This is a genomic window from Streptomyces sp. NBC_01255, from assembly GCF_036226445.1.
Lineage (GTDB): Bacteria > Actinomycetota > Actinomycetes > Streptomycetales > Streptomycetaceae > Streptomyces.
The window spans coordinates 1196494-1222851 of sequence record NZ_CP108474.1 but is presented as its reverse complement, the minus strand read 5'-3'; the positions used below and the strand labels follow the sequence as shown (position 1 = coordinate 1222851).

Genomic DNA, 26358 nt, shown 5'->3' with positions numbered 1-26358 from the left:
GGGCGTGGATCGCCCGGTCGTGCATCGCCGGTCGTGCAAGGCCTGGTCGTGCAAGGCCCAGTCGTGCAAGCCCCGGTCGTGCAAGGCCCGAAGAGGCAGTCGGGAGAGACAGTTGACGCAGTTCGAGGACCAAGTCCCCTTCGTGGCAAGCCTGGACACCGAAGACCGGCAGGAGCTCTTCCGCGGCGGCGGCCACCTCGCCTTCCCCGCACGGCAGATCCTGCTGCGGGAGCACGAGCCCTCGACCCACGTCCTGATCATCCTCTCCGGCTGGGCCAAGGTGACCTCCGCGGCGCCCAACGGATACGAGGCACTCCTCGCGCTCCGAGGACCCGGCGACATCGTCGGCGAGCAGGCCCTGCTCAGCGGGCGGCCGCGCGGCGCGACCGTCATCGCGCTCGAACCCGTCGAGGCACTCGCCGTCGACGCCGAGCGGTTCGGCGCCCTCCTCGACGAACGGCCCGGCATCGCACGGAAGTTGCTGGCCCTCACCGCCGACCGCACGCGCGCCGGTGACCGGCGGCGTGTGCAGTTCGCCTCGCTCGCCGTGCAGGAGCGGCTCGCCCTGCTCCTGCTCGAACTGATCCGTACCCACGGCGAGGAGTCGGAGGACGGCGTCCAGCTCACCGCCGGTCTCAGTCAGAGCGAACTCGCGGGCTCGGTCGGCGCCTCGCGCGAGGCGGTCGCGCGACTCCTCAAGCAGCTACGGGAGCGGGGCATCGTACGGACCGGGCGGCGCGGGATCGTCGTCGTACGACCTGACGTACTCCGGCAGATGGCGCGCTCCGGGAACGGCTGACCGGAAAGGCCCGTCGAGGGCCGCGGGACCGGCCGGCGCCGGACCCGTTCTGTGCACATGGTCACATAACGAGTGTGCTAGGTTCCGTCGCCTCGAACTCCCCTCCCCTGGCATCTTCTTGATGTCCACAAGGCCCCGAGCGGGCCGTTTCACCAGCGTCTCCAGCGGAAGGCGGCCATGCGCGAGCCTGTCAACCGGACCATCCTGCTGCTCGACATCGAGCGGTTCAGCCGTCGCGACGACGTGGTGCAGGCCGTCCTGCGGCGCACCTTCAACAAGATCGTGGACCAGACGCTCCAGGCTGCCGGCGTCGAGGCCACCCAGCAGTACTGCGAGGACCGCGGCGACGGTCTGATCGTGCTGCTCAGCGGGGACGTGGCGAAGACCGTGCTCCTGCGGTCGCTGCTCACCACCACCCCCGAACTCCTCCACGAGCACAACCTGCTCGCCTCGGACAGCGCCCAGATGCGGCTGAGGATCGTCCTCGCCGCCGGCGAGGTGGCCCACGACCCGCACGCCGGGACGACCGGGGGACTCGTCGGCCACGACCTCAACCAGGCCTGCCGGCTGCTCGACGCGGACGTCCTGCGGTCCGCCCTCGCCGAGCGCGGGGACGAGCACTGCGTCCTCGCGGTGAGCGCACCGGTGTACGAGGGCGTGGTCCGGCACGGCCACCGAGGGGTACGGCCGGAACTCTTCCGGCGTGCGGACGTCACTGTGAAGGACGGTGTCCTGCCCGCCTGGATCCACCAGGGCGCCGCTGCGGACCGGGCCCCCGGGGCTGCCACCGCGCCCGCCGCGGCTCCTGCGGCCGGGTCTGCCCCCGTACCTGCCGCCGGGTCTGCCCCCGTACCTGCGGCCGTTGCTGCACCCGCCCCCGCGCCCGCGCCCGCAGGGGCTCCGCAGGCGCCGGCCGCCGGGGCCGTGTTCCACTTCCACGGTGCGCCCGTGATCCACGGCTCGCTCGTCGGCGGCGACCAGCACGGCGTGAGTGGCGGACAGGTCACCGGTGACGTCGTCCTCGGCGGCACCCGTGCCGAGGACGACCCCACCGACGGGAGCCGGTCGTGAACACACCCCAGGACCACCAGGCCGACCCGGACGGGCAGGGCCCGCACCCGGACCGGGCCGCGACGGACCCCCACACCCCGGACGGGACCGCCGACGCGACCACCGGCGCCGACGCGACCACCGGCGCCGACGAGTCGGCCGGCGCCGACAGCGAGACGGAGCACGCCTGGGACTCCCGCCGCGACCTCTACCGGCACAGCCCCGGCATCATGCTCGGCCACTCCGCCCGCATCGGCGGTTCGCTGGTCGGCGGCGACCAGCACGGTGTCAGCGGCGGACAGGTCACCGGAGACGTCATCCTCGGCGGCAGCAAAGTGGAGTACCACCTCGGCGGCGACACCGAGGAACGCTCCGGCGAGATCCCCCGTACCGAAGTCGAGGCACTCGCGCGGACCTTCGTCCACCCCGTGGAGAAGGGGGAGGACGCGGCGGCGTACGTCGGCGGGACCGCCCCGGTCGACGGCGGCCCCGACGCGGACTTACCCGACGAGCCGTGGCAGCCCGGTAGCCCCTTCGCCCTCGCTCTCGCCGGACTCCGCGCACACCGCGTGGCCGTCCTCTCCGGGCCCGCCACCACGGGCCGCCGCGCGGCCGCCCTCATGCTGCTCCGCGCCGCCGGCTCCCGCTCCTACCGGGCCCTCGACCCGGCGCTCCCGCCGGGCCGGCTCGCCGGAGAGCTCCGCGAAGGCTGCGGCCATCTCGTCGCCGACTTCGTCACCACCGCCGAACGCCCCCTGCGCGAACACCACATCCGCGCCCTCGGCGAACGGCTCCACGCCGCCGACAGTCACCTCGTCGTCGTCGTCGGACCCCACCCCGTCGTCCACGGCAGTGTGAGCCCGGTTCCCTGGGAGCCGCCCGAGCCCGCCGCCCTGCTCGCCGGACACCTCAGGCACAAGGACCTGGCAGGACGGACCGTCGACGAACTCCTCGCCCTCGCCGAGGTACGAGCCGTCCTCGCCCACCACCGGCCGGTCGCCGACACGGCCCGCTTCGCCGAACGCGTCGCCGGCCACGCCCGCGGCACGGTGTCCCTGGCCGAGCTCGGCGCGTTCGGCCACTACGCCGCCGAACGCCAGGTCAGGGAGTGGTTCGACAGCGCGGACCACAGCCTGCACGACAAGGCCTTCCTCATCGCCCTCGCCACCTTCGACGAGGCTCCGTACCCCCTCACCGCCGAACTGAGCGACGTCCTCTTCGCCCTCCTCCAGCGCATCGAGAACCCCGGGGAACCCGCCCGCATCCCCGTCTTCGGCACCTCCAGCGCCCAACGCGTCGAGCAGGCACTCGCCGACCGCTACCAGGAGCCGGAGGAGACCGAGTGGGGCCCGGTGCTCCAGACGAAGGTGCAGTTCAGGGACAGGCTCACCGCCATCACCCTGCTGCGCGAGGTCTGGACGGGCCACCCCTCGGCCCGGCCCGCGCTCGTGGCGTGGCTGCGCCGCCTCGCCGACGACCCCCGGCCCGTCGTCCGGACCCGCGCCGCCGCCACCGCCGCGGTCATGGCCGAGGCCGACCTGCCGTCGGCCATGGCGCTCCTCATCCGCTCCTGGGCGGCGGACCGCCGGCTGCGCGCCCGGCTCGCCGCCGCCAACGCCCTGGCCCTCGCCCATCACCTGGGCGCCCCGCACGTCTCCCGCATCCTCGCGGAGTGGTGCGTCGCCCCCGACCACCGGCTCCGCTGGACGGCCGTCCGCGGCTACGCCCTGGTCGGGGACGCCTTCCCCGCGGAGGCGCTCGCCGCGCTCACCGAGGCCGTACGAGGCCTGGAGGCCCGCGGCGGTCCCGCCCGCGGCTGGGCTAACGAACGCGACGAACTCGCCCAGTCCGCCGCCGCCCTGCTCCTCGCCGCGGGCCAGGAAGCGGCCGCGCGCGACGACTGGGACACCGTCGCCGGCCTGTGGGGCGCGCTGCCGCCCCTGATGCGCGGCACCACGAGGGACTTCGCGCTGCGCGCCACGGTCCATGCCTGCGGACCCACGGACGGGCCCGGCGGTACGGGACGTCCTCTGCTGCTCGATCTGTTCGCACGCAGCGACGCGACACCCGGCACGGGCGGGGCGGTGCTGCGGCACGCCCTCGCCGCGCTGTGGCGCGGCGTCCTCAACGACCCCGAGTGTTCCGCGTCCGGACTCGTCACCCTGCGCCAATGGGTCCGCGGTGCCGAGGACGACCGGGGAGCCGAGACCGCGCTCGCCGATCTGCTGCCGCTGCTCGCGGTCTCCACCGAGGACCACAGGCGCCTGGTGTACCTGCTGGAGAACCTGCGGAGCGAGGGCGACGCCGCCCCGCCCTCCGTGGCCCTCCGGCTGCGCGCCCTCGTCCTGGTGTCCGCGCCACGGGACGCGGACGCCCGTACCCCGGCGTAGACCGCCCGCGTACCCCCCCCCGCGTAAACCGCCCCGCGTACATCTTCGGCGTGAGCTCTCGGGCGCACGCCGCCAGCACGGTCCCAAGGAGCCCAAGTCACCATGATGAGCCAGCCGCCCCAGTGGCAGCAGGACGCGAACCGCCACACCGCACTCGTCGACCCGGTGGTCACGATCCAGGAGCTGTCCCGCTTCAAGCCGCTGCGCGCCACGCGCATCGACCACGCCCTCGTGTTCACCACGGCCCAGGGAAGCCTCGACACCTATCTGCCGCCGAGCCGCCCGAGCCGTACGGACCTCGCCACCCGGCGCTGGACCAGCGTGTACGAGGTGGACATGGGGTGGCACGAGGCCGCCACCCTCCTCGCCATCCCCAGTCAGCGCGACGCCTTCCTGTTCGAGGTGTCCCTCAGCTGCACCTGGCAGGTCCTCGACCCGGCCGCCTTCGTGGCGAGCGGCGAGCGGAACGTCCCGGCCATGGTGCAGCGCCTCGTCGAGCAGGCCGTCCGGCCCGTGCTCCGCGGCTTCGCCATGGAGGACAGCGCGGCGGCCGAATCCCACGCCCGCAAGGCCATCGAGGCCACCGGGCCGCTGGGCGCGCGGGCCGGGCTCGACGTCCGTTGCATCCTGCAGATCCGGCGGGACGAGGCGGCCCTCGAACAGGAACGCCAGATGCGCGAGATCGCGTTCGCGCGGGAGAAGCTCGAACCGCAGCACGCGCTGCTCATGCGGGAGGACGAACTGGCCGCGGAACGCGCGCTCGTGCAGGGCCGGCAGCAGCACCGCATCGACTTCCAGCAGCAGGAGCTCGACCACGAGCGCAGCCTCGCCCGCGGGCAGCAGGAGCTGGAGCTCCAGGAGATCGAGGCCAAGAAGATCGACTACTACGCCTACTACCTGGAGCGCGGCGGCCCGGCCGCGATGGCCTTCCAGCTCGCCCGGCACCCCGAGGACGCCCGGCTCGTGATGGAGAACCTGCGCCAGGACCAGTTGCTGGTGATGAAGAACCAGCTGACGGTCGCCATCCAGGCGCTCGGCGGCGGGCCGGGCGGCCTGGAGGAGCACCAGATGGACGAACCGCGCCGGCTCGCGGCCAACGTCATCAAGGAAGTCCTGGGCGCGAAACTCTCCCCGGGCCCGGCGCAGCCGCGGCCCGCGGTCCCGGCCCCGGCCCCTGTCCCCGCCGAGGAGCAGCTGCCCGGAGCCGGAGCCGGAGCCGGAACCGGAACCGGAGCAGGAGCAGGAACCGCGGCAGCCGAGGCCCCACCGGAGGACGCGCCCGTCTTCGGCTACAACACGCCCCGGCAGCCGCCGCGATGAGCGAGACCGCGCCCGAAGCAGCGGGTCCCGTACCCGTACCGGAGGCACAGCACCTGTCGCAGGGCGCGGCCGAGCGGCTCCTGGGCGAACTGCGGCAGGAGGCCGTCCGCGCCGACACCAAGGGCTCCATCCTGGTGGCGGCGCAGGGCATGGCCGCAGCCGCGCTCGTCGGCGTGCTCGCCGCGCGCGGCTGGCACCCGACCGACCTCTCGGGGGTGGGCCAGGTGCTGTGGTGGGCCGGGGCCGCCTGCTTCGTCGTCTCGCTCGCGGCCCTGCTCATGGCCGTCGTACCCCGGTACCGGACGGTCGGCTGGCAGCCGGGCGACCCCCTCACCCACTTCGCGGACATCCGCGGCGCGGCCCGCCGAGGCCAGGAGGTCCTGGAGGAAGCGCTGCGGGAGACCGACCGTGCCCCCAGGGCCGCCGTCATCGCCTCGCTCATGGAGAACAGCCGGATCGTCTCCATCAAGTACGAATGGCTGAGGGTGGGCATCGCCGGGTTCACGCTGGCGCTGGTGCTGCTGCCCGGCGCGCTGCTCGCCGGCTGAGACGGAGGGGCCGCAGCGCGTGCGGGCGGCGCCGTCGACGATTCGTCACGCAAAACCGTCAGGAGACACATCGACATGTCCGACCACGAGGACGTCCCGCCGCCGTATCCGGGGGAGGAGGTCACGCCCCCGTATCCGGGAGAGCGGGGAACACCCCCTCCGTATCCCGGAGAGGCGCCCGCGCCGCCCGCACACCGGGAGGCGACGCCGCCCCCGTCATACCCGGGTGAGCCCGCTCCTCCGCCATACCCGGGAGAGGATCCGCCTCCCGCCCACTCGGGGGATGCTCCGCCCGCGTATCCGGGGGAGTCGGCTCCGCCTGTGTACCCGGGTGGTGCGGTAGCGCCTGCCTACCCCGGCGCGGCGGTGCCCGTCGACGCGTACGTGCCGACGGCTGCCGCCGAGCAGCCTCCCTCCCCGACCCCGACCCCGCCCCCGCCGGTTCCGGGGCTCGTCGTCAGCCATGACGACCTGGCCCTGGACCACGGCCGCCGGATGGTGAAGGCCGTACAGCGGGGGATCGACGGCGCCGCCTTGTCCCATCTCCTCGTGACCCTGCCCATCGGGTTGATCAGCCTGGGCGTGGTCACCTTCCTGTCCGCTCTGGTCAACCCCGTCCTCGCGGTCGTCGTGCCTGTGGTCTGGCTGCTCTCCGGGCCGTTGGTCTTCCATCGCAAGGTCGAATCGGCCATCGCCCGGCGCCTGTTCGGGATGCGCCGGCCCACCCCGGAGGAGGCCCGGCGGCTGGACGTGGTGTGGGAGCAGGTGACCCGGCGCGCGGGCGTGGACCAGGAGACGTACGAACTCTGGATCCAGGAGCGCACCGAGCTGAACGCGACGGCCGCCGCCGGGCACATCGTCGCCGTCACCCGGCACGCGATGGAGCGGCTGCCCAACTCCCGTCTGGGCGCGGTGCTCGCGCACGAGCTCGGGCACCACGTGGGCGGTCACACCTGGGCGGCCATGCTGGCCGACTGGTACGCCCTGCCCGCGCGGGCGGCCGGGCGGGGCATCCTCGCCCTCCTCTTCCTCCTCTTCCGGACGAGGCACTGGGCCGGTGTCGCCTGCGGCGGCTGCCTCTCGCTGATGATCGTTCAGTTCCTCTTCGTCTTCACGTTCGTGGAGGGGCACTGGTGGTTCGTCCTACCGGTGGCGGCCGGTCCGCTGCTCATCGCGTGGCTGCACCGGCGGGCCGAGTTCCGCGCCGACGCGTACGCGGTGGGGCTCGGGTTCGGCCAGGCGCTGGAGACGGTCCTCATGGCGGAGGCCCAGGCGACGGCGACGCCCGTGCCGAAGCCGATGCCGTTGCCCCCGGGGATGCCGCCGGCGTACCCGCAGCCGTCCCCCGGGCAGCCCCCTGCAGGACAGCCCTACCCGGAGTCCTGGAAGGCCGCGGGCAGCGGGCGTCTCGTGGCCCGGGCAGCGCACACGAACACCGAGACGCGCCTGCGGAACGTCCGGCTCGTCATGTCCCAGCAGATCCAGCGCTCGGCCTCCTAGAACCTGTCCGGCGGATCAGGGTCGGACAGGCGCTCGGCAAGCTCTCCCGCCGCCTCTTCGAGGCAGTCCTGACAGGTGACGCCATGCACACGAAGGCCCTGTTGCGCAGGGGAGCGAGTCCAGAGAGACGGAACAGTGACGGCACCACTCCGCTGTACCTGGCTTCGGTGCAGGGCGAGGCCGAGATAGCTCGTCTGCTCATGGAAGCCGGGGCTTCTCCCGACACCGAAAGCAGCGGCCTCGGCTCGGAGGGCACACCGCTGTGCGCAGCCGCCTGCTGGGGGCACGCCGAAACGGTCCGGCAGTTGTTGGCGCATGGCGCCGATCCCCACCTTCGCGAAGACCACGGCACAGGCCAGTCCCCGCTGGAGTGGGCGAACGACGGCCCTCACCCTGACACTGCGGAAATCTTCCGGGCAGCAGGGGCGTGACCGACAGCTCACCCGGCTCCGTAGCCGGCGCGACCTCAGCACTCGCTTTCGCAACATGCCCCAGTGCTGCAACGGCGTGGTCGGCCCATCAGCCCCGCCACCACCAGCCCGAACGACCCTGCCCGCGTCGCGGCGGCTGGTGTCGGACGGGGCCGCTACGGTCGTTGCGCTGAGGCGAGTCGTCAGATGGGGGGCGGGTTCCTCCGGTCGGGCGATCAGATCGCTTGTCGCGCGCGGCGTTGACGCATCCCGGCGCCGCGGCGGACGTCGGTGGATGCTCGCCCTATCATCTGTCGTGACTGGCAGGAGGCACCCGTGGGCGAAGGGACGGCCATGTCGTCAGTGGACGAAGCGCGTGTGTGGCTGCTGCTGTGCCCTGGGCTCAGCCCGGGCGCGGACGGTGCCGCCGGTGGTAACCCGGGTCCGGTCACGTCGTCGCTCATGGCCTCCTTCGCCGCGGAGCTCGGGCACCAGGCCGCGGTCGTCCGCAGCAGTCGGCTCGTCCTCGGCGTGGAAGGCGGACGGCTCACACTCGCCGACACCAGCGGGCGACCCGTCCCCGCGCCCGCCGTGGCCTACGCCCGCCTGTCGACGCCTCAGCTGTCGGCCGACAGAGAAGTCACCTTGCTGCGGCACCTGGCCACGATGGGCACGCAGGTGATCAACCCCGCCGAGGCGGTCATGGCGGCGGCGAACAAGTTCTGGCACCTTCAACAGCTCGCCGCCGCGGGCATCCCCGTCCCCGACACCCGCACCCACACCGACGCGCCGCTGGAGCACGTGGTCGGCAGCGGTGTGCCGCAGCCCTGCGTGGTGAAAGCCGTGCGCGGCCACCGTGGCAGAAGGGTCTTCCTTTCCGCCGACGACAAGTCGCTGCGAGCCGTGGTGGGCAGTCTGGACGACCGGCACCCCTATCTCCTCCAGCGGTACGTCGCCCACTCCCACGGCCGGGACCTGCGCGTCATCGTGGTCGACCGCCGGGCCGTGGCCGCCGCCGTGCGCACAGCCGGTGACGACCGACTCGTCTCCAACCTGGCGCAGGGCGGGACCCACACGGTCTGCACGGGCCGGTATCCGGAGGCGGAGGCGCTGGCCGTCGCAGCGGCGGACGTCATCGGCCTCGGCGTCGCCGGCGTCGATCTCCTCTTCGAAGCGGACGGTTCCTTCACCGTGTGCGAGGTGAACTGCAACCCCACCTGGAGGCCCGACATGCCCGGTATCGCCGCAGCCATCGCCCTCGCCTGCCGCAGCCGCCTCGAAGCATCCGGCTGAACGCCACCGAATCCGGCGCCGTAGGAAGCGCCCGGGGTCGGCAGTGCCTCGGCCCGGTGCGGCCGCGCGCGCAAGGGGCAGCCGGGTTCCGGCTGCCCCTCACCGTTACGCCCGTACGGGGACCGGCGCCGTCAGGTCACTCGGCGACGGATCCACCAGGCGCAGAACCCGGCCAGGGCCAGGGCGAGGCCGAGGTAGAGCCCGGTCTCGGCCCATTGAAGGACCCAGAAGTTCCCGGCGGGCTGGTACGTCACCTGCTGCTGGTAGCCCAGGGCGCCGAGGTCGGCGACACAGCCGTCGACCTGCTGCAGGGTGGGCGGGCCCGACTCGGTGCGCAGGCAGTCGGCGAAGGACGACGGCACGGGGACCGGCTGACCGGCGGCGTTCACCGTCTGCTGTGAGGTGAGCCAGGCGCCGGGCGCTTCGAGATGCGCGACGATCTCCTTGGCGCCGTCCTGGATGCTGATGGGGGCGCCGTCGGGCTCGATCGGCACGGTGGTCCGCTCCGTGGCGGCCAGATGGGGCCGGATCCACATCGGCACGACGAACTGCTGGACGGCCACGTAGAGGGCGAACGTGGTGGCCATCGCGGGCAGGGTGCGGCGGATGGCAAGGCCGAGGGCGACGCCCAGGACGAACGCGAAAGCGGCATGGGCCACGGGGACGACACCCCGTGAGGCGAAGGCCACGGGGTCGAGCCGCGGGAAGTATGTGTCCGTCGCGCCACCGCCGTTGACTGCCCGGTCGATGGGGCTGCTCCACCAGCTCACCGCGAGTGCGGCCAGTCCGGCGGCGGTCATGGAGGCCGCCGCGCCGAGGCCCAGCTTGGTCGCCAGCCAGCGGGTGCGGGTGACGCCCTGGTTCCACGCGAGGTAGTGGGTGCCGGTCTCCAGTTCACGGGAGATCAGCGGCGCGCCCCAGAACATCCCGATCACCGCCGGTACGGCGAGCACGACCAGCAGTCCGGTGTAGTAGAGGGACTGGTCCGCACTGGAGACCTGGTCCACCAGGCGGCTGCCGGCAGCTCGGTAGAGGTCGGCCAGCTGCGGGCCGGTGACCGCGAGAGCGGTGGCGAGGGCGGCCACCGCGGCGAGCATCACGGCGGCCTGGGTACGGAACTGGCGCCAGGTCAGCCAGATCATCGGAGGACCTCCAGTGCGGGTCGGGTGTCGCGCACCGCATCGGCGGGCCGGGTCATGTAGGCCAGGACGATGTCCTCCAGACCGAGCGGGCTCACGGTCCAGGACGGGTCGTGGACCGCGGTGTCGGCGCGCACCAGGAGGGTCGTCTGCCGGTCCGTGTGGCTGGCGGTGATGACGTGCACACCGGACGGGAGCGTGTCCGGGTCCCGGCGCGGTCCGGTGAGCCGGTGGTGGCAGGCGATCAGGTCGTCGATGTCACCGGCCACCTGCACCCGGGAGTCGACCAGCACGATGACGTAGTCGCAGGACCGCTCCACATCGGAGACCAGGTGGGAGGAGAGCACGACGCTCAGCTCCTGTTCGGCGACGGCCTCCATCAGGTCCTGCATGAACTCCCGTCGGGCGAGCGGGTCCAGGGCCGCGACCGGCTCGTCCAGGATGAGCAGCTCCGGGCGCTTGGCGATGCCCAGGGTGAGAGCGAGCTGCGCGCGCTGGCCGCCGGACAGCTTGCCGGCCCGCTGCTTGGGGTCCAGACCGAGGTGGCGGATCCGGTCGCGCGCCAGGTCGTCGTCCCAGTTCGGGTTGAGGCGCCTGCCGAAGTCGAGGTGGTCGGCGACGCTCAGCGCGGAGTAGGTCGGAGCGCCCTGGGAGACGAAGCCGACCTTGGCCAGCTGTTCCACACCCTCGGCGGGACGGCCACCGCACACATCGATGGTGCCGGCCGTGGGGGTCAGCATGCCGGAGGCCAGGTTCAGCAAGGTCGACTTGCCCGCGCCGTTGGGGCCGACCAGGCCGACCACCCGCCCGGCAGGGACGTCCAGGTCGCAGTTCTGCAGCGCCCAGCGCTGCTTGTACCTCTTGCCCAGGCCTTGGGCTCGCAGGACAGTGCTCACGCTACTTCCTCTCCGGCGGCGTGACGAAAGGTGTTCACGAACAGCGCCTCGATGCTCTCGTCGTCGAGCCCGGCCAGGCGGGCCTTGGTCAGCCAGCGCTCCAGCTCCTTGCGGAGTGGCCCGTGCGCGGCGAGCGTGCCGTCGGCCAGCGTCCGCGTGACGAACGTGCCGACGCCGGGGCGGGCGGCCACCAGGCCGTCGTGCTCCAGCTCGCGGTACGCCTTGAGCACCGTGTTCGGGTTGACCGCCATCTGCTTCGCCACGTCCTTGACCGTCGGCAGCCGGTCCCCCTCCTTCAGGAGGCCCAGGCGCAGTGCGTGCCGGACCTGCTGGACCAGTTGCTGGTACGGGGACAGGCCGGACCGGCTGTTCAGGTGGAACTCAATCACCGGTTCCTCCATTTATCTAGTTGCCTAGCACTATAGCTCTCTCGATCGTTCAGGCAAGGGTCGGCGCTCGCCGGGCCTGCCCGGGCCCGATCCGCCGGGGAATGGTCGGGCGGGTGTCGCCCCGCGTTCACCGGCGGGACACCGGGGCCCTCCGTAATGCAGGAGTTGTATGGACAACAGTTGTTCATACAGCTTGGCCTCGCCCCCACCCCTCATGGAGTACGCGTGACCTCCGCTGCCCGCGCCGCGATCCTCGTCGGCGCCCTCGGCCTGACCGCCCTGTCCCTCACCGCCTGTGGCGCCGCCCCCACGAAGGACGCCGTCGGCGCCGACGGCAAGAACCTCGCCACGGCGGCCTCCGCGGCCGACGCCGGCGGCATGGACGCCCTGGTCGCCGCCGCGAAGAAGGAAGGCACGCTCAACGCGATCGCCATCCCCCGGGACTGGGCGAACTACGGTGCGCTCATCGACGGCTTCACCGCGAAGTACGGCATCAAGGTGAACGTCGAGAACCCCGACGGCTCCAGCCAGGACGAGATCAACGCGGTGAAGTCCCGCAAGGGCCAGGACCGCGCACCCGACGTCCTCGACCTCGGCGCCTCCTTCGCCCAGGCCGCGGGCGAGCAGGGCCTCACCGCCCCGTACAAGGTCGCCGCCTTCGACAAGATCCCCGAGACGCAGCGCGACCCGCAGGGCCGCTGGTTCAACGACTACGGCGGCTACGTCTCCATCGGCTGCGACGCCAAGCGCGTCAAGGTCTGCCCGCAGACCTTCGCCGACCTGCTCAAGCCCGAGTACAAGGGGCAGGTCGCCCTCAACGGCAACCCCACCAAGTCCGGCTCCGCCTTCGGCGGCGTGTACGCGGCGGCCCTGGCCAACGGCGGCTCGTTCGACGACATCAAGCCGGGCATCGACTTCTTCGGCAAGCTGAAGAAGAACGGCAACTACAACCCGGTCGAGTCGACCCCCGCCACGGTCGAGAAGGGCGAGACGCCCATCTCCATCGACTGGGACTACCTGAACGCCGGCTACGCCGAGCAGTTCGCCTCGAAGGGCGTCGACTGGAAGGTCGCCGTCCCCACGGACGGCGTCTACGCCCAGTTCTACTCGCAGGCCGTCAACAAGGACGCCCCGCACCCGGCCGCCGCCCGCCTGTGGCAGGAGTACCTCTACAGCGCCGAGGGCCAGAACCTGTGGCTCAAGGGCTACGCCCGGCCCGTCCTCATGCCCGCCATGGAAGCCGACGGCACCCTCGACAAGACGGCCGCCGCGGCGCTGCCGAAGGTCACGGGCACGCCGAAGTTCCCCACCGAGCAGCAGACGTCGAAGGCCAAGGAGACCCTGTCGCAGGGCTGGTCCGCGGCCGTCTCCGGGTGACCCGTCGATGACTTCGCACTCCTCCACCGCCCCGTCCGGGGCCGTCCGCGCGCACGACGCGCGGCCGGCCCCGGCGGGCGCCGGGCCCGATGGGTCCCCCTCCGGCACCGCCCGCGGGACCGCCGGTTCCCCCATGACCGACGGCCCCGCCACGTCATCCGCCCCCGCGCGGCGGGCGGCCCGCCGCCGCCCCCGCCCGGGCGGCTGGCTCGCCGCCCTGCCCCTCTTCCTCGTCGTCGGCCTCGCCTTCGGGCTGCCGGCGCTCGCCATGACCGACGGCGCCTTCACCGTCGCCGACGGCTCGTACGGCCTCGACAACCTCACCCGGTCCGTCGACGGCGCCTACCGCACCGCCCTCATCGGCAGCATCGAGCTGTCCGCGCTCACCGCCGCGGCCGGCACCCTCTTCGGGCTGCTCCTCGCCCAGGCCGTGGTCTCCTCCCGCGGCCGCGCCCTCCGCGAGGCCGTGCTCACCGCCTCCGGCGTGCTCGCCAACTTCGGCGGCGTCCCCCTCGCCTTCGCGTTCGTCGCGACCCTCGGGAACGCGGGCGTCCTCACCACGAGCCTGGGCCTCGCCGACCACGGCTGGTCGCTGTACGGCTTCTGGGGCCTCGCCCTCACCTACCTGTACTTCCTGGTGCCGCTGATGGTGCTGACCGTGGCGCCCGCGCTCGACGGACTGCGCGTCCAGTGGCGGGAGGCGGCCCGCGACTGCGGCGCCTCCGCCTGGCAGTACTGGCGCCACGTCGGCCTTCCGGTGCTGCTGCCGTCGCTCCTCGGCGGCTTCGTGCTGCTCTTCGGCAGCGCCTTCGCCGCGTACGCGACGGCCGCCGCCATGGTCGGCAGCTCCGTACCCCTCGTGACCCTCCAGATCGCGGACGCGCTCTCCGGGAACGTCCTCGTCGGCCAGGAGAACGTCGCCCTCGCGCTCAGCCTCGACATGGTCGTCGTCGCGGCGCTCGTGATGGCCGTCCACCTCCCCCTCCAGCGAAGGAGCACCCGATGGCTCGCCTAGGACGCCCCCTCGTCCTCCTGCTCGCCGGGGTCTACTTCCTGGTGCCGCTGCTCGCCTCAACCGTCTTCACCGTGAACATCCCCGGACAGGGGCTCACCCTGTCCTCCTACACCCGGATCTTCACGGCCCCCGGCTTCACCGGCAGCCTGCTCCTCTCGCTGGGGCTCGCGGCGGCGACCGTCGCCCTCGTCCTCCTCGTCACCGTCCCCGCGGCGGTCGCGGCCCGCCTCTCGGCGCCCCGGCTGCGCGCGGTCCTGGAAGTCGTCTGCACCCTGCCGCTGGTCGTGCCGCCCGTCGCGCTGACCGCCGGCCTCGGCACCGTCCTGCGCTGGGGCCCCGAGAAGCTGTCCACGACCCCTCTCTACCAGACGTTCGTGGCCGTCCAGAACCCCGACTTCCCTCTGGTCCTCGTCCTCGCGTACGTAGTGATGGCGCTGCCCTTCGTCTACCGCGCGCTCGACGCGGGGCTGCGCTCCGTCGACGTCCGCACCCTGGTCGAGGCCGCGCGGGACTGCGGCGCGTCCTGGCCGCGGGCGCTCGTCTCGGCCGTCCTGCCCAATCTGCGGGGCACCCTCCTGAACGCCTCGTTCCTCACGCTCGCGCTGGTGCTCGGCGAGTTCACGGTCGCCTCGCTCCTCGGCTTCCAGCCCTTCGCGGTCTGGATCGTGCAGGCGTCCGGCTCGGACGCCCGGCTCTCCGTGGCCGTCTCGCTGCTGAGCCTGCTGCTGACCTGGGTGCTGCTGCTCGCCCTCACCACGGTGGGCAACCGCCGCCGCTCGCCGCGTTCTTCTCGTACCTCCGAAGGAAAGACCTCCCGATGACCGTGCTCGACCAGCCGGTGCGCACCGGCGCCGCCCTCCGGATCCGCGGCCTGCGCCGGTCCTTCGGCTCCGCCCTCGCGCTCGACGGCCTCGACCTCGACGTCGCCCCCGGCGAACTCCTCGCCCTGCTCGGCCCGTCCGGCTGCGGAAAGACGACCGCGCTGCGTGTCCTCGCCGGCTTCGAGCGGCCCGACGAGGGCCAGGTCCTGCTCGACGGCGAGGACATCGTGCCGGTGCCCGCCGACCGTCGCGACACGGCGATGGTGTTCCAGTCGTACAGCCTCTTCCCGCACCTCACGGCCGCCGACAACGTCGCCTTCGGGCTGCGGATGCGCAAGGTCAGGACCGCCGAACGGCGGGCGCGCGCGGGCGAACTGCTCGAACTCGTCGGCCTTGCCGGCCACGGCGACCGCTTCCCGCACCAGCTCTCCGGCGGCCAGCAGCAGCGCGTCGCGCTCGCCCGCGCACTCGCGCTGCGCCCCCGGCTCCTGCTGCTCGACGAACCGCTGTCGGCGCTCGACGCGCGGGTGCGGCTGACGCTGCGCGAGGAGATCCGCCGGCTCCAGCTGGAGCTGGGCATCACCACCGTCTTCGTCACCCACGACCAGGAGGAGGCGCTGTCCATGGCCGACCGGGTCGCGGTCATGAACGGCGGCCGCCTGGAACAGTGCGCCTCGCCGACCGAGCTGTACGAGCGTCCCGCGACGGACTTCGTCGCCGAGTTCATCGGCACCATGAACCGGATGCCGGGCCACGCCGACGGCGACGGCTCCGTCGACGTCCTCGGGGTACGGCTCCCCGTCGAGGGCCCCGCCGGCTCCGGCCCGGTCACCGCACTCGTCCGCCCCGAGGCCCTGGAGATCGAGGCGGCGGAGGACGGTACGGGACGCGTCGTCGCCACCGCGTTCCACGGACCGACCACCCGCGTCCGCGTCACCCTGGCCGACGGTACGGATGTCAAGGCCGACGTGCCGACGCACGCCGCCGCCCCGCTGACGCCCGGTGCCGCCGTCACCGTACGGCCCCGGCGGCGGCCCGTCGTCCTCGCCGCCGCGGGCGGTGCCCGATGACCCGGCTCCAGGCCGTCCTCTTCGACATGGACGGGACGCTCGTCGACACCGAAGGCGTCTGGCTCGACGTGGTCGAGGCGGCCGCCGCACGCCGGGACCGCACCCTCGACGCCGAGCACCGCAGGGCGGTGACCGGACGGTCGGTGGAGGACACGGCCGCCCTGCTCCAGGAGCACCTGGACGCTCCGGCGGCGGAGCTCGCCGCCGAGCTGGGCGCGGACTTCGCCGCCCGGCTGGAAGTGGCCGCCGTGCCCCGGCCGGGCGCCCTGCGGCTCCTCGCCGCGCTCCGCGCCCGCCGGGTCCCGACGGCGCTCGTGTCGGCCTCGCCGCGCGCGGTCGTCGCCCAGGTCGCGGACACCCTGGACGGACACCGCTTCGACGTCCTGTTCGGCGCCGAGGACACCGTACGCACGAAGCCCGAACCCGATCCGTACCTGGCGGCGGCCAGCGCGCTCGGCGTCGAACCGGCCCGCTGCGTGGCCGTCGAGGACAGCCCGACCGGGGTCGCCTCGGCGGTCGCCGCGGGCTGCCGGGTGCTCGCCGTGCCCTCGACGGAACCGCTCGTGGACTTCGCCGGCACCGAAGGCGTCACGCTCGCGGACTCGTTGACCGAGGTGGACCCCGAGATGTTGATCTCCCTGGTCCGTTGAGGCAAGTCCGTGACAGGGTGGGCGTGTGAGTGAGGGACGGGGCAGGACGCCGCTGTATCTGACGGTCGCCGCCGATCTGCGGACCGCCATCTCGGCGGGCGAGTACGGCTCGGGGGCCAAGCTGCCCGCCGAGGACGAACTGGCCCGCCGCTACGGCGTGTCCAGAGGAACGGTCCGCCAGGCGCTGGCCGCGCTGCGGACCGACGGGCTCATCACCTCACGGCGTGGCTCGCGCCGGGTGGTACTCGGCGGGCCCCGGCTGCACAGCTTCGGCGAACTGCGCTCCTTCACCCGCTGGGCGCGCTCGCTCGGCGAGGAGCCGGGAGGCCGGATCGTGGCCGTCGACCGGGTCCCGGCGGACGCGGAGGAGGCCGGGAAGCTGCGCGTCGCGGAAGGCGCGCCCGTCTACCGGGTGCGGCGGCTGCGGACGCTCGCGGGCACGCCGGTGATGGTGGAGCGGACGACGTACCCGGAGCGGATCGGGGAGCTGGTGGCCGCGATGCCGCTGGACACGGTCTCGCACTCGGAGCAACTGGAGCTGCACGGCGTGCTGTTCACCGACGCCCGGCACACCATCGACCTCGTGCCGGCCGACGCCGACGACGCGGAGCTGCTCGGCTGCCGGGCGGGGGAGTCCCTGCTGCGGGAGCGGCGGCACTCCACCGACCCGGCCGGGAACCCGGTGGAGTGGTCCCAGGACCGCTACCTGCCGGGGACGGTGGCCTTCACGATGCAGAGTTCGACGGCGACGAGCGCGCTGGGACGCCGGCTCGGGTCCTGAACCGGCGCCCCTTCGAGCCTTGCGCACTGATCGGCTACGGGGTGAGCAGCCCGGCCAGCAGGGGCCTGAAGTGCGTGAACCCGGGCGTGTCCATGTCCGGGTCCTTCGCCTGCTCGTCCCAGCGGCGTACGGCGACGGCGTCGGCGGCCCCCGGGTGCGCCTCGAAGGCGCGGGCCTGCTCCTCGGTCATCGGCCCGCCCTGCACGGCCAGGGTGTGGACGGACGCCTCGGAGAGCAGGTCGAGGTAGCCGGGCTCGACGGCGCACAGGTACCGCTTGGCGGCGACGTGCAGGCGTACGGGCTCGGTGACCTCCGGCCCGAACCACTGGCCGAGCCAGTCGGCTCCGGTGTGGCTGTGCCGGTTGTCGGTGCCGTTCTCCATCAGGTCGCGACCGGTGACCGCGCCCTGGAAGTGACCGACGTCGTGCAGGAGCGCGGCGGCGACCAGATGCGGCGCGGCGCCCGCGGCCTCGGCGAGGGCGGCGGCCTGGAGCATGTGCTCGGCCTGGGTCACGGCCTCGCCGAGGTACTCGGCGCTGCCTTCGCCCGTGAAGAGCCCGGCGAGGGTGTCGAGCGGGTTCACCGGGTGCTCTCCTGCCGGCGCAGGACGGCGAGGGTCGACGCGAGGCCGTCGATGTCGGCGTAGGCGCCCTGGAGGTGACGGGCGCCGGACTCGGCGAAGGCCGTCCGGGCGTGCAGCAGCCGGGTGTTGTCGAAGATCAGGCAGTCACCGGGCGCGAGCCGGAAGTCCAGCTGGAGCTCGGGGCGGAGCAGCAGCTCGCCGAAGCGCCGGTAGGCGGCGTAGAAGGCGTCGAGGAGGTCGGCGGGCAGCCGCAGCGTACCGATGGAACGGTTGTTGAAGCGGATCTCACGGATCCGGCCGGCCGGGTCGGTGCCGATCAGCGGGCGGTGGGCACGGAGCTCGGTGCGCTCGTCGGCGAACGCGAAGGGGACGGGGACGCGGGTGAGGATCTCGTACGCCTCCGGTGCCTCGGCGCGCAGCACGGCCGCCGCGTGGAAGCCGTCGACGAGGCCCGAGTCGCCGCCCTGGGCGGCGTTGACGAGGCAGTGGAGCAACTGGAGGGTGGGGACGGGATCGCGGTAGGGGTTGTCGGTGTGCGGGGTGATGCGGGCGCCCGTGAAGGCGAGGTTGTTGGGGTCGGCCTCGACCCGTACCTCGAAGAGCTCGCCGTAGTTCGTCTCGCGGACGTATCCGAAGGTCCGCGCCACGTCGAGGACCCGGCGGTCGTGGCCGGGGACCCCGCGCAGCAGGACGAAGCCGAGGCGCAGGACGGAGTCGAGGGCGGCGGCCCGGACGGCCGGGTCGGCGCGGTAGGCGTCCCAGTCGGCCTCGGGGAGCCCGCCGTCGAAGCGGCTCGCGGCCCACAGCTCCTTGTCGTCCTCGGTGCGGCCGTCGCCGGGGGCGGCGGAGCCGGGGAGGTGGTCGCCCAGCCAGGTCTCGGGATAGACGGACCGGTGTCCGTCGGGGGCCCAGACGACCTCGCGTGCGGGGGCGCCGTCGGGGGTGCGGGCGTCGTGGACGGCGTCCACGACGAGTGCGTCGGGGAGCTCGGTGATCTGGAACAGCTTCTGGCCGTTGCGGGGGTCGCGGCAATCCCCGCAGGGGCAGTTGTCGCGCAGCCACAGGGGGGAGGCGGAGGCGAGTGACACCATGAAGGTCTCCAAGTTGTACAGACAACTTTCGTTCGGGCGTGAGCCTCGCAGGCAGGGGTGACCGAGGGGTTACGGCCGGATGGACGGCGCCGTCGAATCGCCCGCCCGCGAGACCGGCGCCGAGGGTGGTTGTCCACAGGTTCCGGCGGACGGTCCCAGGGTGTCGGCGGCGGCCGCTAGGCTTCACGAATGGTCCTTTCCGACGAATCCGCCCAGCTCTCCGACGCCTCAGAGGTGCTCCACCGCGTCTTCGGCTACAGCTCCTTCCGCGGGGTGCAGCAGGAGATCATCGAGCAGGTCGTCGGCGGCGGCGACGCGCTCGTCCTGATGCCGACCGGCGGCGGAAAGTCGCTCTGCTACCAGATCCCGGCGCTGGTCAGAGACGGCACGGGCGTCGTGATCTCGCCGCTCATCGCGCTGATGCAGGACCAGGTGGACGCGCTCAGGGCCCTCGGTGTGCGGGCCGGATTCCTGAACTCGACGCAGGACACGTACGAGCGGCAGGCCGTCGAGCAGGCGTTCCTCGCGGACGAGCTGGACCTGCTCTACCTGGCCCCCGAGCGGCTGCGGACCGAGGGCACGCAGCGGCTGCTCGACCGGGGCACGGTGTCGCTCTTCGCGATCGACGAGGCACACTGCGTCGCCCAGTGGGGTCACGACTTCCGGCCCGACTACCTGGCGCTCTCGATGCTCCACGAGCGCTGGCCCAAGGTGCCGCGGATCGCGCTGACCGCGACGGCCACCGAGGCCACCCACGCCGAGATCGCGGCGCGCCTGGGACTGGAGGACGCCCGGCACTTCGTCGCCGGCTTCGACCGGCCGAACATCCAGTACCGCATCGTGCCGAAGAACAACCCGGTCAAGCAGCTCCTCGAACTGATCAGGACCGAGCACGACGGGGACGCCGGCGTCGTCTACTGCCTCTCCCGGGCGTCGGTGGAGAAGACCGCGGCGGCCCTCGTGGAGCAGGGCATCGACGCCGTGCCGTACCACGCGGGCATGGACGCCCGCGCGCGTGCCGCGAACCAGTCCCGCTTCCTCCGCGAGGACGGGGTCGTGGTGGTCGCGACGATCGCCTTCGGCATGGGCATCGACAAGCCGGACGTGCGCTTCGTGGCCCACCTCGACCTGCCGAAGTCGGTCGAGGGCTACTACCAGGAGACCGGCCGCGCCGGCCGTGACGGCGAGCCGGCCACGGCCTGGCTGGCGTACGGCCTCCAGGACGTCGTCCAGCAGCGCAAGCTCATCGACGGCTCCGAGGGCGACGAGGCACACCGCAGGTCCCTGGGCATGCACCTGGACGCCATGCTCGCGCTCTGCGAGACGGTCGACTGCCGCCGCGTACGGCTCCTCGCCTACTTCGGGCAGAAGGGCGAGCCGTGCGGCAACTGCGACACCTGCCTGACCCCGGCCGAGTCCTGGGACGGGACGGTCGCGGCGCAGAAGCTGCTGTCCACGGTGTGGCGGCTGGCCAAGGAGCGGCGCCAGAAGTTCGGCGCGGGGCAGATCATCGACATCCTGCAGGGCAAGAAGACGGCCAAGGTCATCCAGTTCGACCACGACGGCCTCTCGGTGTTCGGCGTCGGGTCGGAGCTGGGGACCGCGGAGTGGCGCGGCGTCGTCCGGCAGCTCCTCGCACAGGGCCTGCTGACGGTGGAGGGCGACTACGGCACGCTCGTCCTGACGGAGAACAGCGGCGAGGTGCTGGGCGGCCGGCGCACCGTCCCGATGCGGAAGGAGAAGGCACCCGCCGGTCCCGCCCGCAAGGAGTCCGGGGCGCGCTCCGGCAAGGGCGCCCGCGTGCCGGTGGACCTGCCGGCCGCCGCCGTGCCGGTCTTCGAGGCCCTGCGCGCCTGGCGGGCGGCGACGGCCCGCGAGCAGGGCGTCCCGGCGTACGTCGTCTTCCACGACGCGACGCTGCGCGAGATCGCGACCCTGTTCCCCACCACGGTCGCGGAGCTGGGCACCGTCGGCGGAGTCGGCGAGGCCAAGCTCACCAAGTACGCCGAGGGCGTCCTCGCCACCCTGGCGGAATGCGGGGCCCCCGCCCCGGCGGCCGCGACCGCCCCCGCGAGCTCTGCTGTCACCGCCGCCGCCCCCGCCCCGGCGCCTCGGGCGGCGGCCGCCCGTCAGACGCCGTACGACGACGGGCCGCCCTTCGACCTGGACGAGCCGCCCGCCGACATGGACGACTTCGAGCCGCCCTGGGACGAGTGACATCCCCCCGGTTCCGGCGCCGCGCGCCGGAACCGGGATCACCCGCCGGGCAGTTCCTTCGCCCGGCGGGCGTAGCAGAAGACGTGCTCCTCCGGGCCCGCCTGCTCGTCGTCCGGCTGGAAGACGGAGACGGCGTGGTGGAGGACGTCGAGGCCGCACTCCTCGCGGATCTGGCGCACGTACTCCTCGGCCGAGAAACTGGAGACCCTGACCCGGCGTCCCATCCAGACGATCTCCACGTCCTCGACGTCCGCCGGGACGGTCGCCGACACGAGGTAGCCGCCGGGGGCCAGCCAGCCGGCCATCCGCTTCAGCGCGGCGGACACCTCCGACCGCTCCATCACGAGCAGCGGAAAGAACGCGCACACGGCGTCGAAGCTGCCCTCGGGCGCCTCGAAGTCGTTGACGCCGCACTGCTCGAACCGGGCTCCCGGCACCTGGTCGCGGGCCAGCTCGACCATCGTCCGGGACACGTCGATCCCCGTGACGTCGCAGCCGGCCCGGGCCAGCAGATCGGCGACCGGCCGGCCGGTGCCGCTGCCGACGTCCAGGACGCGGGCCCCCGCGCCCAGTCGGCCGGTGAGCCACCCGACCGCCTCCAGCTGTGCCGGAAGGTGAGCGAAGGCCCGCTCGTAGTCGATCCCCAGATCGTCGAACAGCTCCGCCGCCGACAAGGCCCGCTGCTCCGCACCGTGTTCCCGCACGCCGTTTCCCTTCCCTCGTACCGCCGGACGGCCCCCGGACGGGCCGTCCGGCGGACCCACTACCCTGCTGTGGCGATCCTTACCACCCGGATCGCTGGAGCCGACATCGGAGGCTGTGAATGACGGGGAACGGGCGAAGAGTCCTGCGAGGGTTCGCCGCGACGGCGCTCGTCGGCGTCCTGGGCGCCGGAGCAGCCGCCTGCGGCGGCGACTCCGAGGACGCGGCCGGCGGGTCGGCCGTCGGGCTCACCGCCGCGCTCGGCACCGCGCCCGAGCAGGACGCGGGCCAGATCCTCACCTACACGGACGTGACCGCGACCCGACGGCTGGTGGAGCAGGACAAGGAGCTGTACGGCGGTCTCGCCACGTACGGAATCCCCGAGCTGGCGCAGGCGGGCTACGAGAACAGCCCCCTCAAGGAGACGCACGGCTTCGACGAGAACGACGTCGACACCTCGCTCCAGATCGGCTCCGACCGCTGGCGCCTCACCGGCCGCTTCGACGTGAACGCCGTCACCGACGGCCTGCAGAGACTCGGGTTCGCCGAGAGCGCCAACGACGACGGCGCGCTCCTGAAGGGCCGGAACGGCGACCAGGTCGCCGTCTCGGCGACCGTACGCTCCCTGTCCCTGTCGCCGGACACGCCCCCGCCCGCGCTCGCCGCGCCGAAGGCATCGGTCGCGGACGACCCCTCCTACCAGGCCGTAGCCCACTGCGTCGGCGACAGCACGTACTACGCGACCTTCTACGGCGAGGAGCAGAAGAGCCGGTCGCCGGACGTCATCCTGTACGCCATCGGGGCCACCGCCCAGGCCGACGGCACGTCACGCGAGCGGCTCTGCGCGCTGACCACCTCACCCCAGGGCGCCGCCCGCACGGCCGACAAGCTGCGGGCGACCACGACCTCCGGCGAGCGGTTCGCGGGAGCCGTCGTCGACGCGGGCAGCGGCAAGGCCCCCGTGGTCAGCATGGAGTGGGCCAACGGCCCCCAGGCACGCCCGGGCGACCAGAACCGCACCCTGCAGCTCCCGAAGCTGTTCATGGGCGAGCGATGAGCACGCTCGCGGAGGTCGACGCACTCGTCGCGCAGGCACACGCCGGGCAGGTCGACCTGATCGGCGTGCCGTACGTCGAACACGTCCGGGCCGTCGCCGCGGGACTCGAACCCTTCGGCGAGGAGCTGGTGATGGCCGGGCTCCTGCACGACATCATCGAGGACACCCCGTGGACCGCCGAGCGGCTCAGGGCCGCCGGCGTCCCCGGCCGGGTCGTCGCCGTCGTCGAAGCCGTCACCAACCGGCCGGACCTGTCCTACGAGGCAAAGCTCCACCTCATCGCCGAGGACCACGACGCGACCCTCGTCAAGATCGCCGACAACGCGCACAACAGCCGCCCGGACCGCGCCGCGGAGCTGCCTCCCGAGCGGCGCGAGCGGCTCGCCGCCAAGTACCGCGGCGCGCGGGACATCCTGTGGGCTGACGTCGACGCCGAGCGCATCGCGACGATCCTGAACGTCGTCAACCCCGACCTCCTCGCGGAACTGCGCGACCGGACCACGCATCGAATGTGACCCGGCTCACGGGAACCCGTCCCGTGAGCCGGACAGACGACAGTCGTGAACACCGACACGCGCGCACGGATCCGGGCCGGGGACCCCTCGGCCTTCGCCGAACTCTTCGACTCCCACGCCCGGAGCGTCTACAACCACGCCTTCCGGCTGACCGGCGACTGGTCGGTCGCCGAGGACGTGATGGCGGCGACCTACCTGGAGGCCTGGCGGCTGCGCCAGAAGGTCGACCCCGAAGGGGGATCGCTCCGGCCCTGGCTCCTGGGCGTCGCCACCAACGTCGCCCGCAACCACTGCCGGGGCAACCGGCGCTACCGCCGGGCGGCCTCCGCGTACGCCGCGGCCGGCGCCGCCGACGCCGCGATGCCCGACCACGCCTCCGAGGTGGCGGGCCGGCTCGACGACCGGCGCCGCATCGCGGCCACCCTGCGGGCGCTCGGCACGCTCCGCCGCACCGAACGCGAGGTCCTCGTCCTCTGTCTCTGGGAAGGCCTCGCCTACACCGAGGTCGCCGCCGCCCTCGGCGTCCCGGTCGGCACCGTCCGCTCCCGGCTCTCGCGCGCCCGCGCCAAGCTCCGTACGGGAGCCGAGGAAGAACTCGCCCGGGAGATCCGGGCAGTTCGAGAAGTTCGAGAAGTTCGGGAAATCCGGGAACCCGCTCCCCGCATCCGACAGACAACAGGTGATCGCATGAACGCGGTCCGGCCCGCACAGGAGGGAACCCGATGAACCTCGACCCGACCCAGCCCGACACGGCACCCCGGCACGAGGCCGGTGACCTTCCGGTGATCGAGGAGCGCGAGCTTCCTCCGGGCCGTCACCAGTTCCACAAGGAGCACCTGATGAGCCAGATCCACGACGACCGCCTCGCCACCGCGACCGCCACCGCGAGCGCCCCGGGCAAGCGCAACCCCTTCCTCCGGAAGGTGTTCCTCCTGCCCGCCGCGACCGCGCTCGCCGGCGCCCTCGCCGTCGGCGTCCTCGTCCTCACGCCGGGAGACCCGTCCGGCACCCGGGACGACCGCGCCACCGGCCCCGCCCTCACCACCCGGATCGGTGCCGTCGACGCGAAGGGAGCTCCCCAGCTCCTGGACCGCATCTCCCTCGCCGCGGCCGAGGCGAACGCCCCGCAGGGCCGCGCCGGCCAGTACGTCTACATCGAGACCCGGGGCGCGAACACGCACGTCAGGACCGACGGCGACGTGCGCAGCCTCGTCAGCGACCCCCTGCAGACCCGGCAGTCCTGGCGTTCCCCCGACGGCCGCGACGGCTGGCTGATCGACGGCGGCACCGGCCCCGAGGGCATCACCCTGTCGGGTCTCGACGAGCAGGGCAACGTCCCGAAGCCGCACCTCGGCGCGCCCTCGCACGACTACCTCGCCGCGCTCCCCACCGACCCCGACGCGCTGCTGCGGAAGATCTACGAGGAGACCGAGGGCCAGGGCAACGGCCCCGACCAGCAGGCCTTCACCACCATCGGTGACCTGCTCATCGAGAGCTGGCCGTCGCCCCGGCTCAGCGCCGCGCTCTACCGGGCCGCCGCGAAGATCCCCGGTGTGGTCATGGTGGACAGCGCGACCGATGCCATCGGCCGCAAGGGCGTCGCGATCGCGCGACTCGACGAGACCGGCGGCCAGCGCACCGAGTGGATCTTCGACAGCAAGACCTTCACCTTCCTGGGGGAACGCACGGTCCAGGTCGAGGGCGCGGGAGGCGACGGCGGGCTGATCAAGCCCGGGACCGTCGTCTCCACCAACGCGATCGTGGTGAGGGCCTTCGTCGACGACATGAAGGTCACCCCGTAGGGGTCCTCGCGGCGAGCCATCCGGTGAGTTCCGCCGGCCGGTTGGTGATGATCCCGTCCACACCGAGGGCGGCCAGCACCTTCCAGCGGGCGGGCTTGTCGACCGTCCAGACGTTCACGGCCACGCCCGCGTCGTGCAGGTCACGGACGACCTGGGGGCGGGTGGCGAGCGCGGTGTCCGAGACGTTGTACGCCGTGAGGCCCAGGTCCTCGGCGAGGCCGACCGGATCCGCGTCGAGAGTGGAGCGCAGCAGCCCGAGCGGCAGCTCGGGTGCGAGCTCGCGGGTGAGTTCGAGCGTCGGGATGTCGAAGCTCTGCACGAAGACCCGGCTGCTCATGGACTGCTCCCGGACGTCCTGGACGATCCGGGCCACCTCGGCGTGGCTGTGGCGGCCCTTGATCTCCAGGAGGAGGTAGCCGCCGCGCTCGCGCAGGTCCGCCAGCTGGGCGGCCAGGGTCGGGATCCGGGCCCCGGCGTAGGCGGGGGCGAACCACGAGCCGGCGTCCAGCTCGTCGAGCCGGGCGGCGGTGAGGGAGCGGATCCGGCCCGTGCCGTCGGTCGTCCGGTCGACGGTGGCGTCGTGCAGGACGTACGGCACGCCGTCGCTGCTGGGCTGGACGTCGTTCTCGATCCACTTCGCGCCGCCCCGCCGGGCGACCTCGTCGGAGACCAGGGTGTTCTCGGGGGCGGCGGAGGAGGCACCCCGATGGGCGATCACGGTCGGCGCCGCCGGGGCCGCCGCCTTCCCCGCGGGATGTTCCACCGGCTCGGCGAAGAGGGCGGAGGGAGAGGCCAGCACGAGAACGGCGGCGAGCGCCGCCGAGCCGTAAGCGACGCGTCCGGGGCGCCGGGACCGAGGCGCGGTCGATCGTCCGTCATTCATGAACGCACAGCATAGGTACGGAGAGTGACGCGCCAGGGACCACACACCGGCCCGCGCGTG

At 73.0% G+C, this 26358-nt stretch carries 26 protein-coding genes; 19 read left to right on the top strand and 7 right to left on the bottom strand.

Annotation, left to right across the window (positions count from 1 at the left end):
- The first annotated feature begins 112 nt into the window (after positions 1-112).
- The 8 genes from OG357_RS05140 (at position 113) to OG357_RS05105 (ending at position 9310) form a co-directional block, all read left to right on the top strand.
- Positions 113-799 (top strand): Crp/Fnr family transcriptional regulator, encoded by a 687-nt coding sequence (locus tag OG357_RS05140; protein WP_329619995.1) that lies wholly within the window; start codon positions 113-115, stop codon positions 797-799.
- A gap of 177 nt (positions 800-976) precedes the next feature.
- Positions 977-1870, top strand: a complete 894-nt coding sequence (locus OG357_RS05135; RefSeq protein ID WP_329619994.1) for a hypothetical protein — start codon at positions 977-979, stop codon at positions 1868-1870.
- On the top strand, positions 1867-4239 hold the full coding sequence (locus tag OG357_RS05130) for a hypothetical protein (protein WP_329619993.1): 2373 nt from the start codon (positions 1867-1869) through the stop codon (positions 4237-4239). Before OG357_RS05135 ends, OG357_RS05130 begins: the two co-directional genes overlap by 4 nt.
- Before the next feature lie 102 nt (positions 4240-4341).
- The gene (locus OG357_RS05125; RefSeq protein WP_329619992.1) at positions 4342-5559 is read left to right on the top strand and encodes a PE-PGRS family protein; all 1218 of its coding nucleotides are present in this window, start codon (positions 4342-4344) and stop codon (positions 5557-5559) included.
- Complete coding sequence (locus OG357_RS05120) at positions 5556-6107, top strand: Pycsar system effector family protein (protein WP_329619991.1); 552 nt, start codon at positions 5556-5558, stop codon at positions 6105-6107. The genes OG357_RS05125 and OG357_RS05120 overlap by 4 nt, the downstream gene beginning before the upstream one ends.
- Positions 6108-6473: 366 nt before the next feature.
- Positions 6474-7607, top strand: coding sequence for a M48 family metalloprotease (locus tag OG357_RS05115; protein ID WP_329619990.1), 1134 nt, complete (start codon positions 6474-6476; stop codon positions 7605-7607).
- Between the two features lie 14 nt (positions 7608-7621).
- Entirely contained in the window at positions 7622-8038 is a 417-nt protein-coding gene (locus OG357_RS05110; RefSeq protein ID WP_329625490.1) for an ankyrin repeat domain-containing protein, read from the top strand.
- A gap of 333 nt (positions 8039-8371) precedes the next feature.
- Positions 8372-9310 carry an ATP-grasp domain-containing protein gene (locus tag OG357_RS05105; protein WP_329619989.1) on the top strand — a complete coding sequence of 313 codons (939 nt, stop codon included), beginning with the start codon at positions 8372-8374 and terminating at the stop codon, positions 9308-9310.
- A gap of 131 nt (positions 9311-9441) precedes the next feature.
- Here OG357_RS05105 and OG357_RS05100 read toward each other — a convergent pair whose 3' ends face one another.
- From OG357_RS05100 to OG357_RS05090, 3 genes are read right to left on the bottom strand one after another with little or no spacing between them, the layout of a single operon-like run.
- A complete protein-coding gene (locus tag OG357_RS05100; protein WP_329619988.1) occupies positions 9442-10452 on the bottom strand; it encodes a transporter in 1011 nt (336 codons plus the stop codon).
- Entirely contained in the window at positions 10449-11345 is an 897-nt protein-coding gene (locus OG357_RS05095) for an ABC transporter ATP-binding protein (RefSeq protein ID WP_329619987.1), read from the bottom strand. Before OG357_RS05095 ends, OG357_RS05100 begins: the two co-directional genes overlap by 4 nt.
- Complete coding sequence (locus tag OG357_RS05090; protein WP_329619986.1) at positions 11342-11746, bottom strand: GntR family transcriptional regulator; 405 nt, start codon at positions 11744-11746, stop codon at positions 11342-11344. Before OG357_RS05090 ends, OG357_RS05095 begins: the two co-directional genes overlap by 4 nt.
- Before the next feature lie 144 nt (positions 11747-11890).
- Between OG357_RS05090 and OG357_RS05085 the strand changes: the two genes are divergently transcribed.
- From OG357_RS05085 to OG357_RS05060, 6 genes are all read left to right on the top strand, one after another.
- Complete coding sequence (locus tag OG357_RS05085) at positions 11891-13111, top strand: ABC transporter substrate-binding protein (RefSeq protein ID WP_443066626.1); 1221 nt, start codon at positions 11891-11893, stop codon at positions 13109-13111.
- Between the two features lie 133 nt (positions 13112-13244).
- Positions 13245-14126 carry an ABC transporter permease gene (locus OG357_RS05080; RefSeq protein ID WP_329625489.1) on the top strand — a complete coding sequence of 294 codons (882 nt, stop codon included), beginning with the start codon at positions 13245-13247 and terminating at the stop codon, positions 14124-14126.
- Positions 14114-14947 carry an ABC transporter permease gene (locus tag OG357_RS05075; protein WP_329619985.1) on the top strand — a complete coding sequence of 278 codons (834 nt, stop codon included), beginning with the start codon at positions 14114-14116 and terminating at the stop codon, positions 14945-14947. Before OG357_RS05080 ends, OG357_RS05075 begins: the two co-directional genes overlap by 13 nt.
- Positions 14944-16017, top strand: coding sequence for an ABC transporter ATP-binding protein (locus OG357_RS05070; protein WP_329619984.1), 1074 nt, complete (start codon positions 14944-14946; stop codon positions 16015-16017). Before OG357_RS05075 ends, OG357_RS05070 begins: the two co-directional genes overlap by 4 nt.
- The gene (locus OG357_RS05065) at positions 16014-16667 is read left to right on the top strand and encodes an HAD family hydrolase (RefSeq protein WP_329619983.1); all 654 of its coding nucleotides are present in this window, start codon (positions 16014-16016) and stop codon (positions 16665-16667) included. Before OG357_RS05070 ends, OG357_RS05065 begins: the two co-directional genes overlap by 4 nt.
- Before the next feature lie 25 nt (positions 16668-16692).
- Entirely contained in the window at positions 16693-17448 is a 756-nt protein-coding gene (locus tag OG357_RS05060) for a GntR family transcriptional regulator (protein WP_329619982.1), read from the top strand.
- Between the two features lie 34 nt (positions 17449-17482).
- On the opposite strand, the gene OG357_RS05055 is transcribed toward OG357_RS05060, so the two are convergent.
- On the bottom strand, positions 17483-18031 hold the full coding sequence (locus tag OG357_RS05055; RefSeq protein WP_329619981.1) for a phosphonate degradation HD-domain oxygenase: 549 nt from the start codon (positions 18029-18031) through the stop codon (positions 17483-17485).
- A complete protein-coding gene (gene tmpA / locus OG357_RS05050; RefSeq protein ID WP_329619980.1) occupies positions 18028-19122 on the bottom strand; it encodes a 2-trimethylaminoethylphosphonate dioxygenase in 1095 nt (364 codons plus the stop codon). The genes OG357_RS05055 and tmpA overlap by 4 nt, the downstream gene beginning before the upstream one ends.
- A 189-nt stretch (positions 19123-19311) precedes the next feature.
- On the opposite strand from tmpA, the gene recQ reads away from it, so the two are divergent.
- Positions 19312-21339, top strand: coding sequence for a DNA helicase RecQ (recQ, locus tag OG357_RS05045; RefSeq protein ID WP_329619979.1), 2028 nt, complete (start codon positions 19312-19314; stop codon positions 21337-21339).
- 38 nt (positions 21340-21377) lie between these two features.
- On the opposite strand, the gene OG357_RS05040 is transcribed toward recQ, so the two are convergent.
- Positions 21378-22043, bottom strand: a complete 666-nt coding sequence (locus OG357_RS05040) for a class I SAM-dependent methyltransferase (protein WP_329619978.1) — start codon at positions 22041-22043, stop codon at positions 21378-21380.
- Between the two features lie 119 nt (positions 22044-22162).
- On the opposite strand from OG357_RS05040, the gene OG357_RS05035 reads away from it, so the two are divergent.
- From OG357_RS05035 to OG357_RS05020, 4 genes are read left to right on the top strand one after another with little or no spacing between them, the layout of a single operon-like run.
- Positions 22163-23098, top strand: a complete 936-nt coding sequence (locus OG357_RS05035; RefSeq protein WP_329619977.1) for a hypothetical protein — start codon at positions 22163-22165, stop codon at positions 23096-23098.
- A complete protein-coding gene (locus OG357_RS05030) occupies positions 23095-23613 on the top strand; it encodes an HD domain-containing protein (RefSeq protein WP_329619976.1) in 519 nt (172 codons plus the stop codon). Before OG357_RS05035 ends, OG357_RS05030 begins: the two co-directional genes overlap by 4 nt.
- A gap of 45 nt (positions 23614-23658) precedes the next feature.
- Complete coding sequence (locus tag OG357_RS05025; RefSeq protein WP_329619975.1) at positions 23659-24339, top strand: RNA polymerase sigma factor; 681 nt, start codon at positions 23659-23661, stop codon at positions 24337-24339.
- Positions 24336-25415 carry a CU044_5270 family protein gene (locus tag OG357_RS05020; protein WP_329619974.1) on the top strand — a complete coding sequence of 360 codons (1080 nt, stop codon included), beginning with the start codon at positions 24336-24338 and terminating at the stop codon, positions 25413-25415. Before OG357_RS05025 ends, OG357_RS05020 begins: the two co-directional genes overlap by 4 nt.
- On the opposite strand, the gene OG357_RS05015 is transcribed toward OG357_RS05020, so the two are convergent.
- On the bottom strand, positions 25405-26298 hold the full coding sequence (locus tag OG357_RS05015; RefSeq protein WP_329619973.1) for a glycerophosphodiester phosphodiesterase: 894 nt from the start codon (positions 26296-26298) through the stop codon (positions 25405-25407). The two genes, OG357_RS05020 and OG357_RS05015, sit on opposite strands and share 11 nt — an antisense overlap.
- Positions 26299-26358: the final 60 nt, after the last annotated feature.

Excerpts from the sequence above, each read along its gene's own strand:
- OG357_RS05035 (WP_329619977.1), top strand. The coding sequence starts at position 22,163 with ATGACGGGGAACGGGCGAAGAGTCCTGCGAGGGTTCGCCGCGACGGCG.
- OG357_RS05085 (WP_443066626.1), top strand. The coding sequence starts at position 11,891 with ATGCAGGAGTTGTATGGACAACAGTTGTTCATACAGCTTGGCCTCGCC.
- OG357_RS05135 (WP_329619994.1), top strand. The coding sequence starts at position 977 with ATGCGCGAGCCTGTCAACCGGACCATCCTGCTGCTCGACATCGAGCGG.
- OG357_RS05100 (WP_329619988.1), bottom strand. The coding sequence starts at position 10,452 with ATGATCTGGCTGACCTGGCGCCAGTTCCGTACCCAGGCCGCCGTGATG.
- OG357_RS05075 (WP_329619985.1), top strand. The coding sequence starts at position 14,114 with ATGGCTCGCCTAGGACGCCCCCTCGTCCTCCTGCTCGCCGGGGTCTAC.
- OG357_RS05070 (WP_329619984.1), top strand. The coding sequence starts at position 14,944 with ATGACCGTGCTCGACCAGCCGGTGCGCACCGGCGCCGCCCTCCGGATC.
- OG357_RS05120 (WP_329619991.1), top strand. The coding sequence starts at position 5,556 with ATGAGCGAGACCGCGCCCGAAGCAGCGGGTCCCGTACCCGTACCGGAG.
- tmpA (WP_329619980.1), bottom strand. The coding sequence starts at position 19,122 with ATGGTGTCACTCGCCTCCGCCTCCCCCCTGTGGCTGCGCGACAACTGC.
- OG357_RS05065 (WP_329619983.1), top strand. The coding sequence starts at position 16,014 with ATGACCCGGCTCCAGGCCGTCCTCTTCGACATGGACGGGACGCTCGTC.
- OG357_RS05020 (WP_329619974.1), top strand. The coding sequence starts at position 24,336 with ATGAACCTCGACCCGACCCAGCCCGACACGGCACCCCGGCACGAGGCC.
- OG357_RS05030 (WP_329619976.1), top strand. The coding sequence starts at position 23,095 with ATGAGCACGCTCGCGGAGGTCGACGCACTCGTCGCGCAGGCACACGCC.
- OG357_RS05080 (WP_329625489.1), top strand. The coding sequence starts at position 13,245 with ATGACCGACGGCCCCGCCACGTCATCCGCCCCCGCGCGGCGGGCGGCC.
- OG357_RS05090 (WP_329619986.1), bottom strand. The coding sequence starts at position 11,746 with ATGGAGGAACCGGTGATTGAGTTCCACCTGAACAGCCGGTCCGGCCTG.
- OG357_RS05125 (WP_329619992.1), top strand. The coding sequence starts at position 4,342 with ATGATGAGCCAGCCGCCCCAGTGGCAGCAGGACGCGAACCGCCACACC.
- OG357_RS05015 (WP_329619973.1), bottom strand. The coding sequence starts at position 26,298 with ATGAATGACGGACGATCGACCGCGCCTCGGTCCCGGCGCCCCGGACGC.
- OG357_RS05105 (WP_329619989.1), top strand. The coding sequence starts at position 8,372 with ATGTCGTCAGTGGACGAAGCGCGTGTGTGGCTGCTGCTGTGCCCTGGG.
- recQ (WP_329619979.1), top strand. The coding sequence starts at position 19,312 with ATGGTCCTTTCCGACGAATCCGCCCAGCTCTCCGACGCCTCAGAGGTG.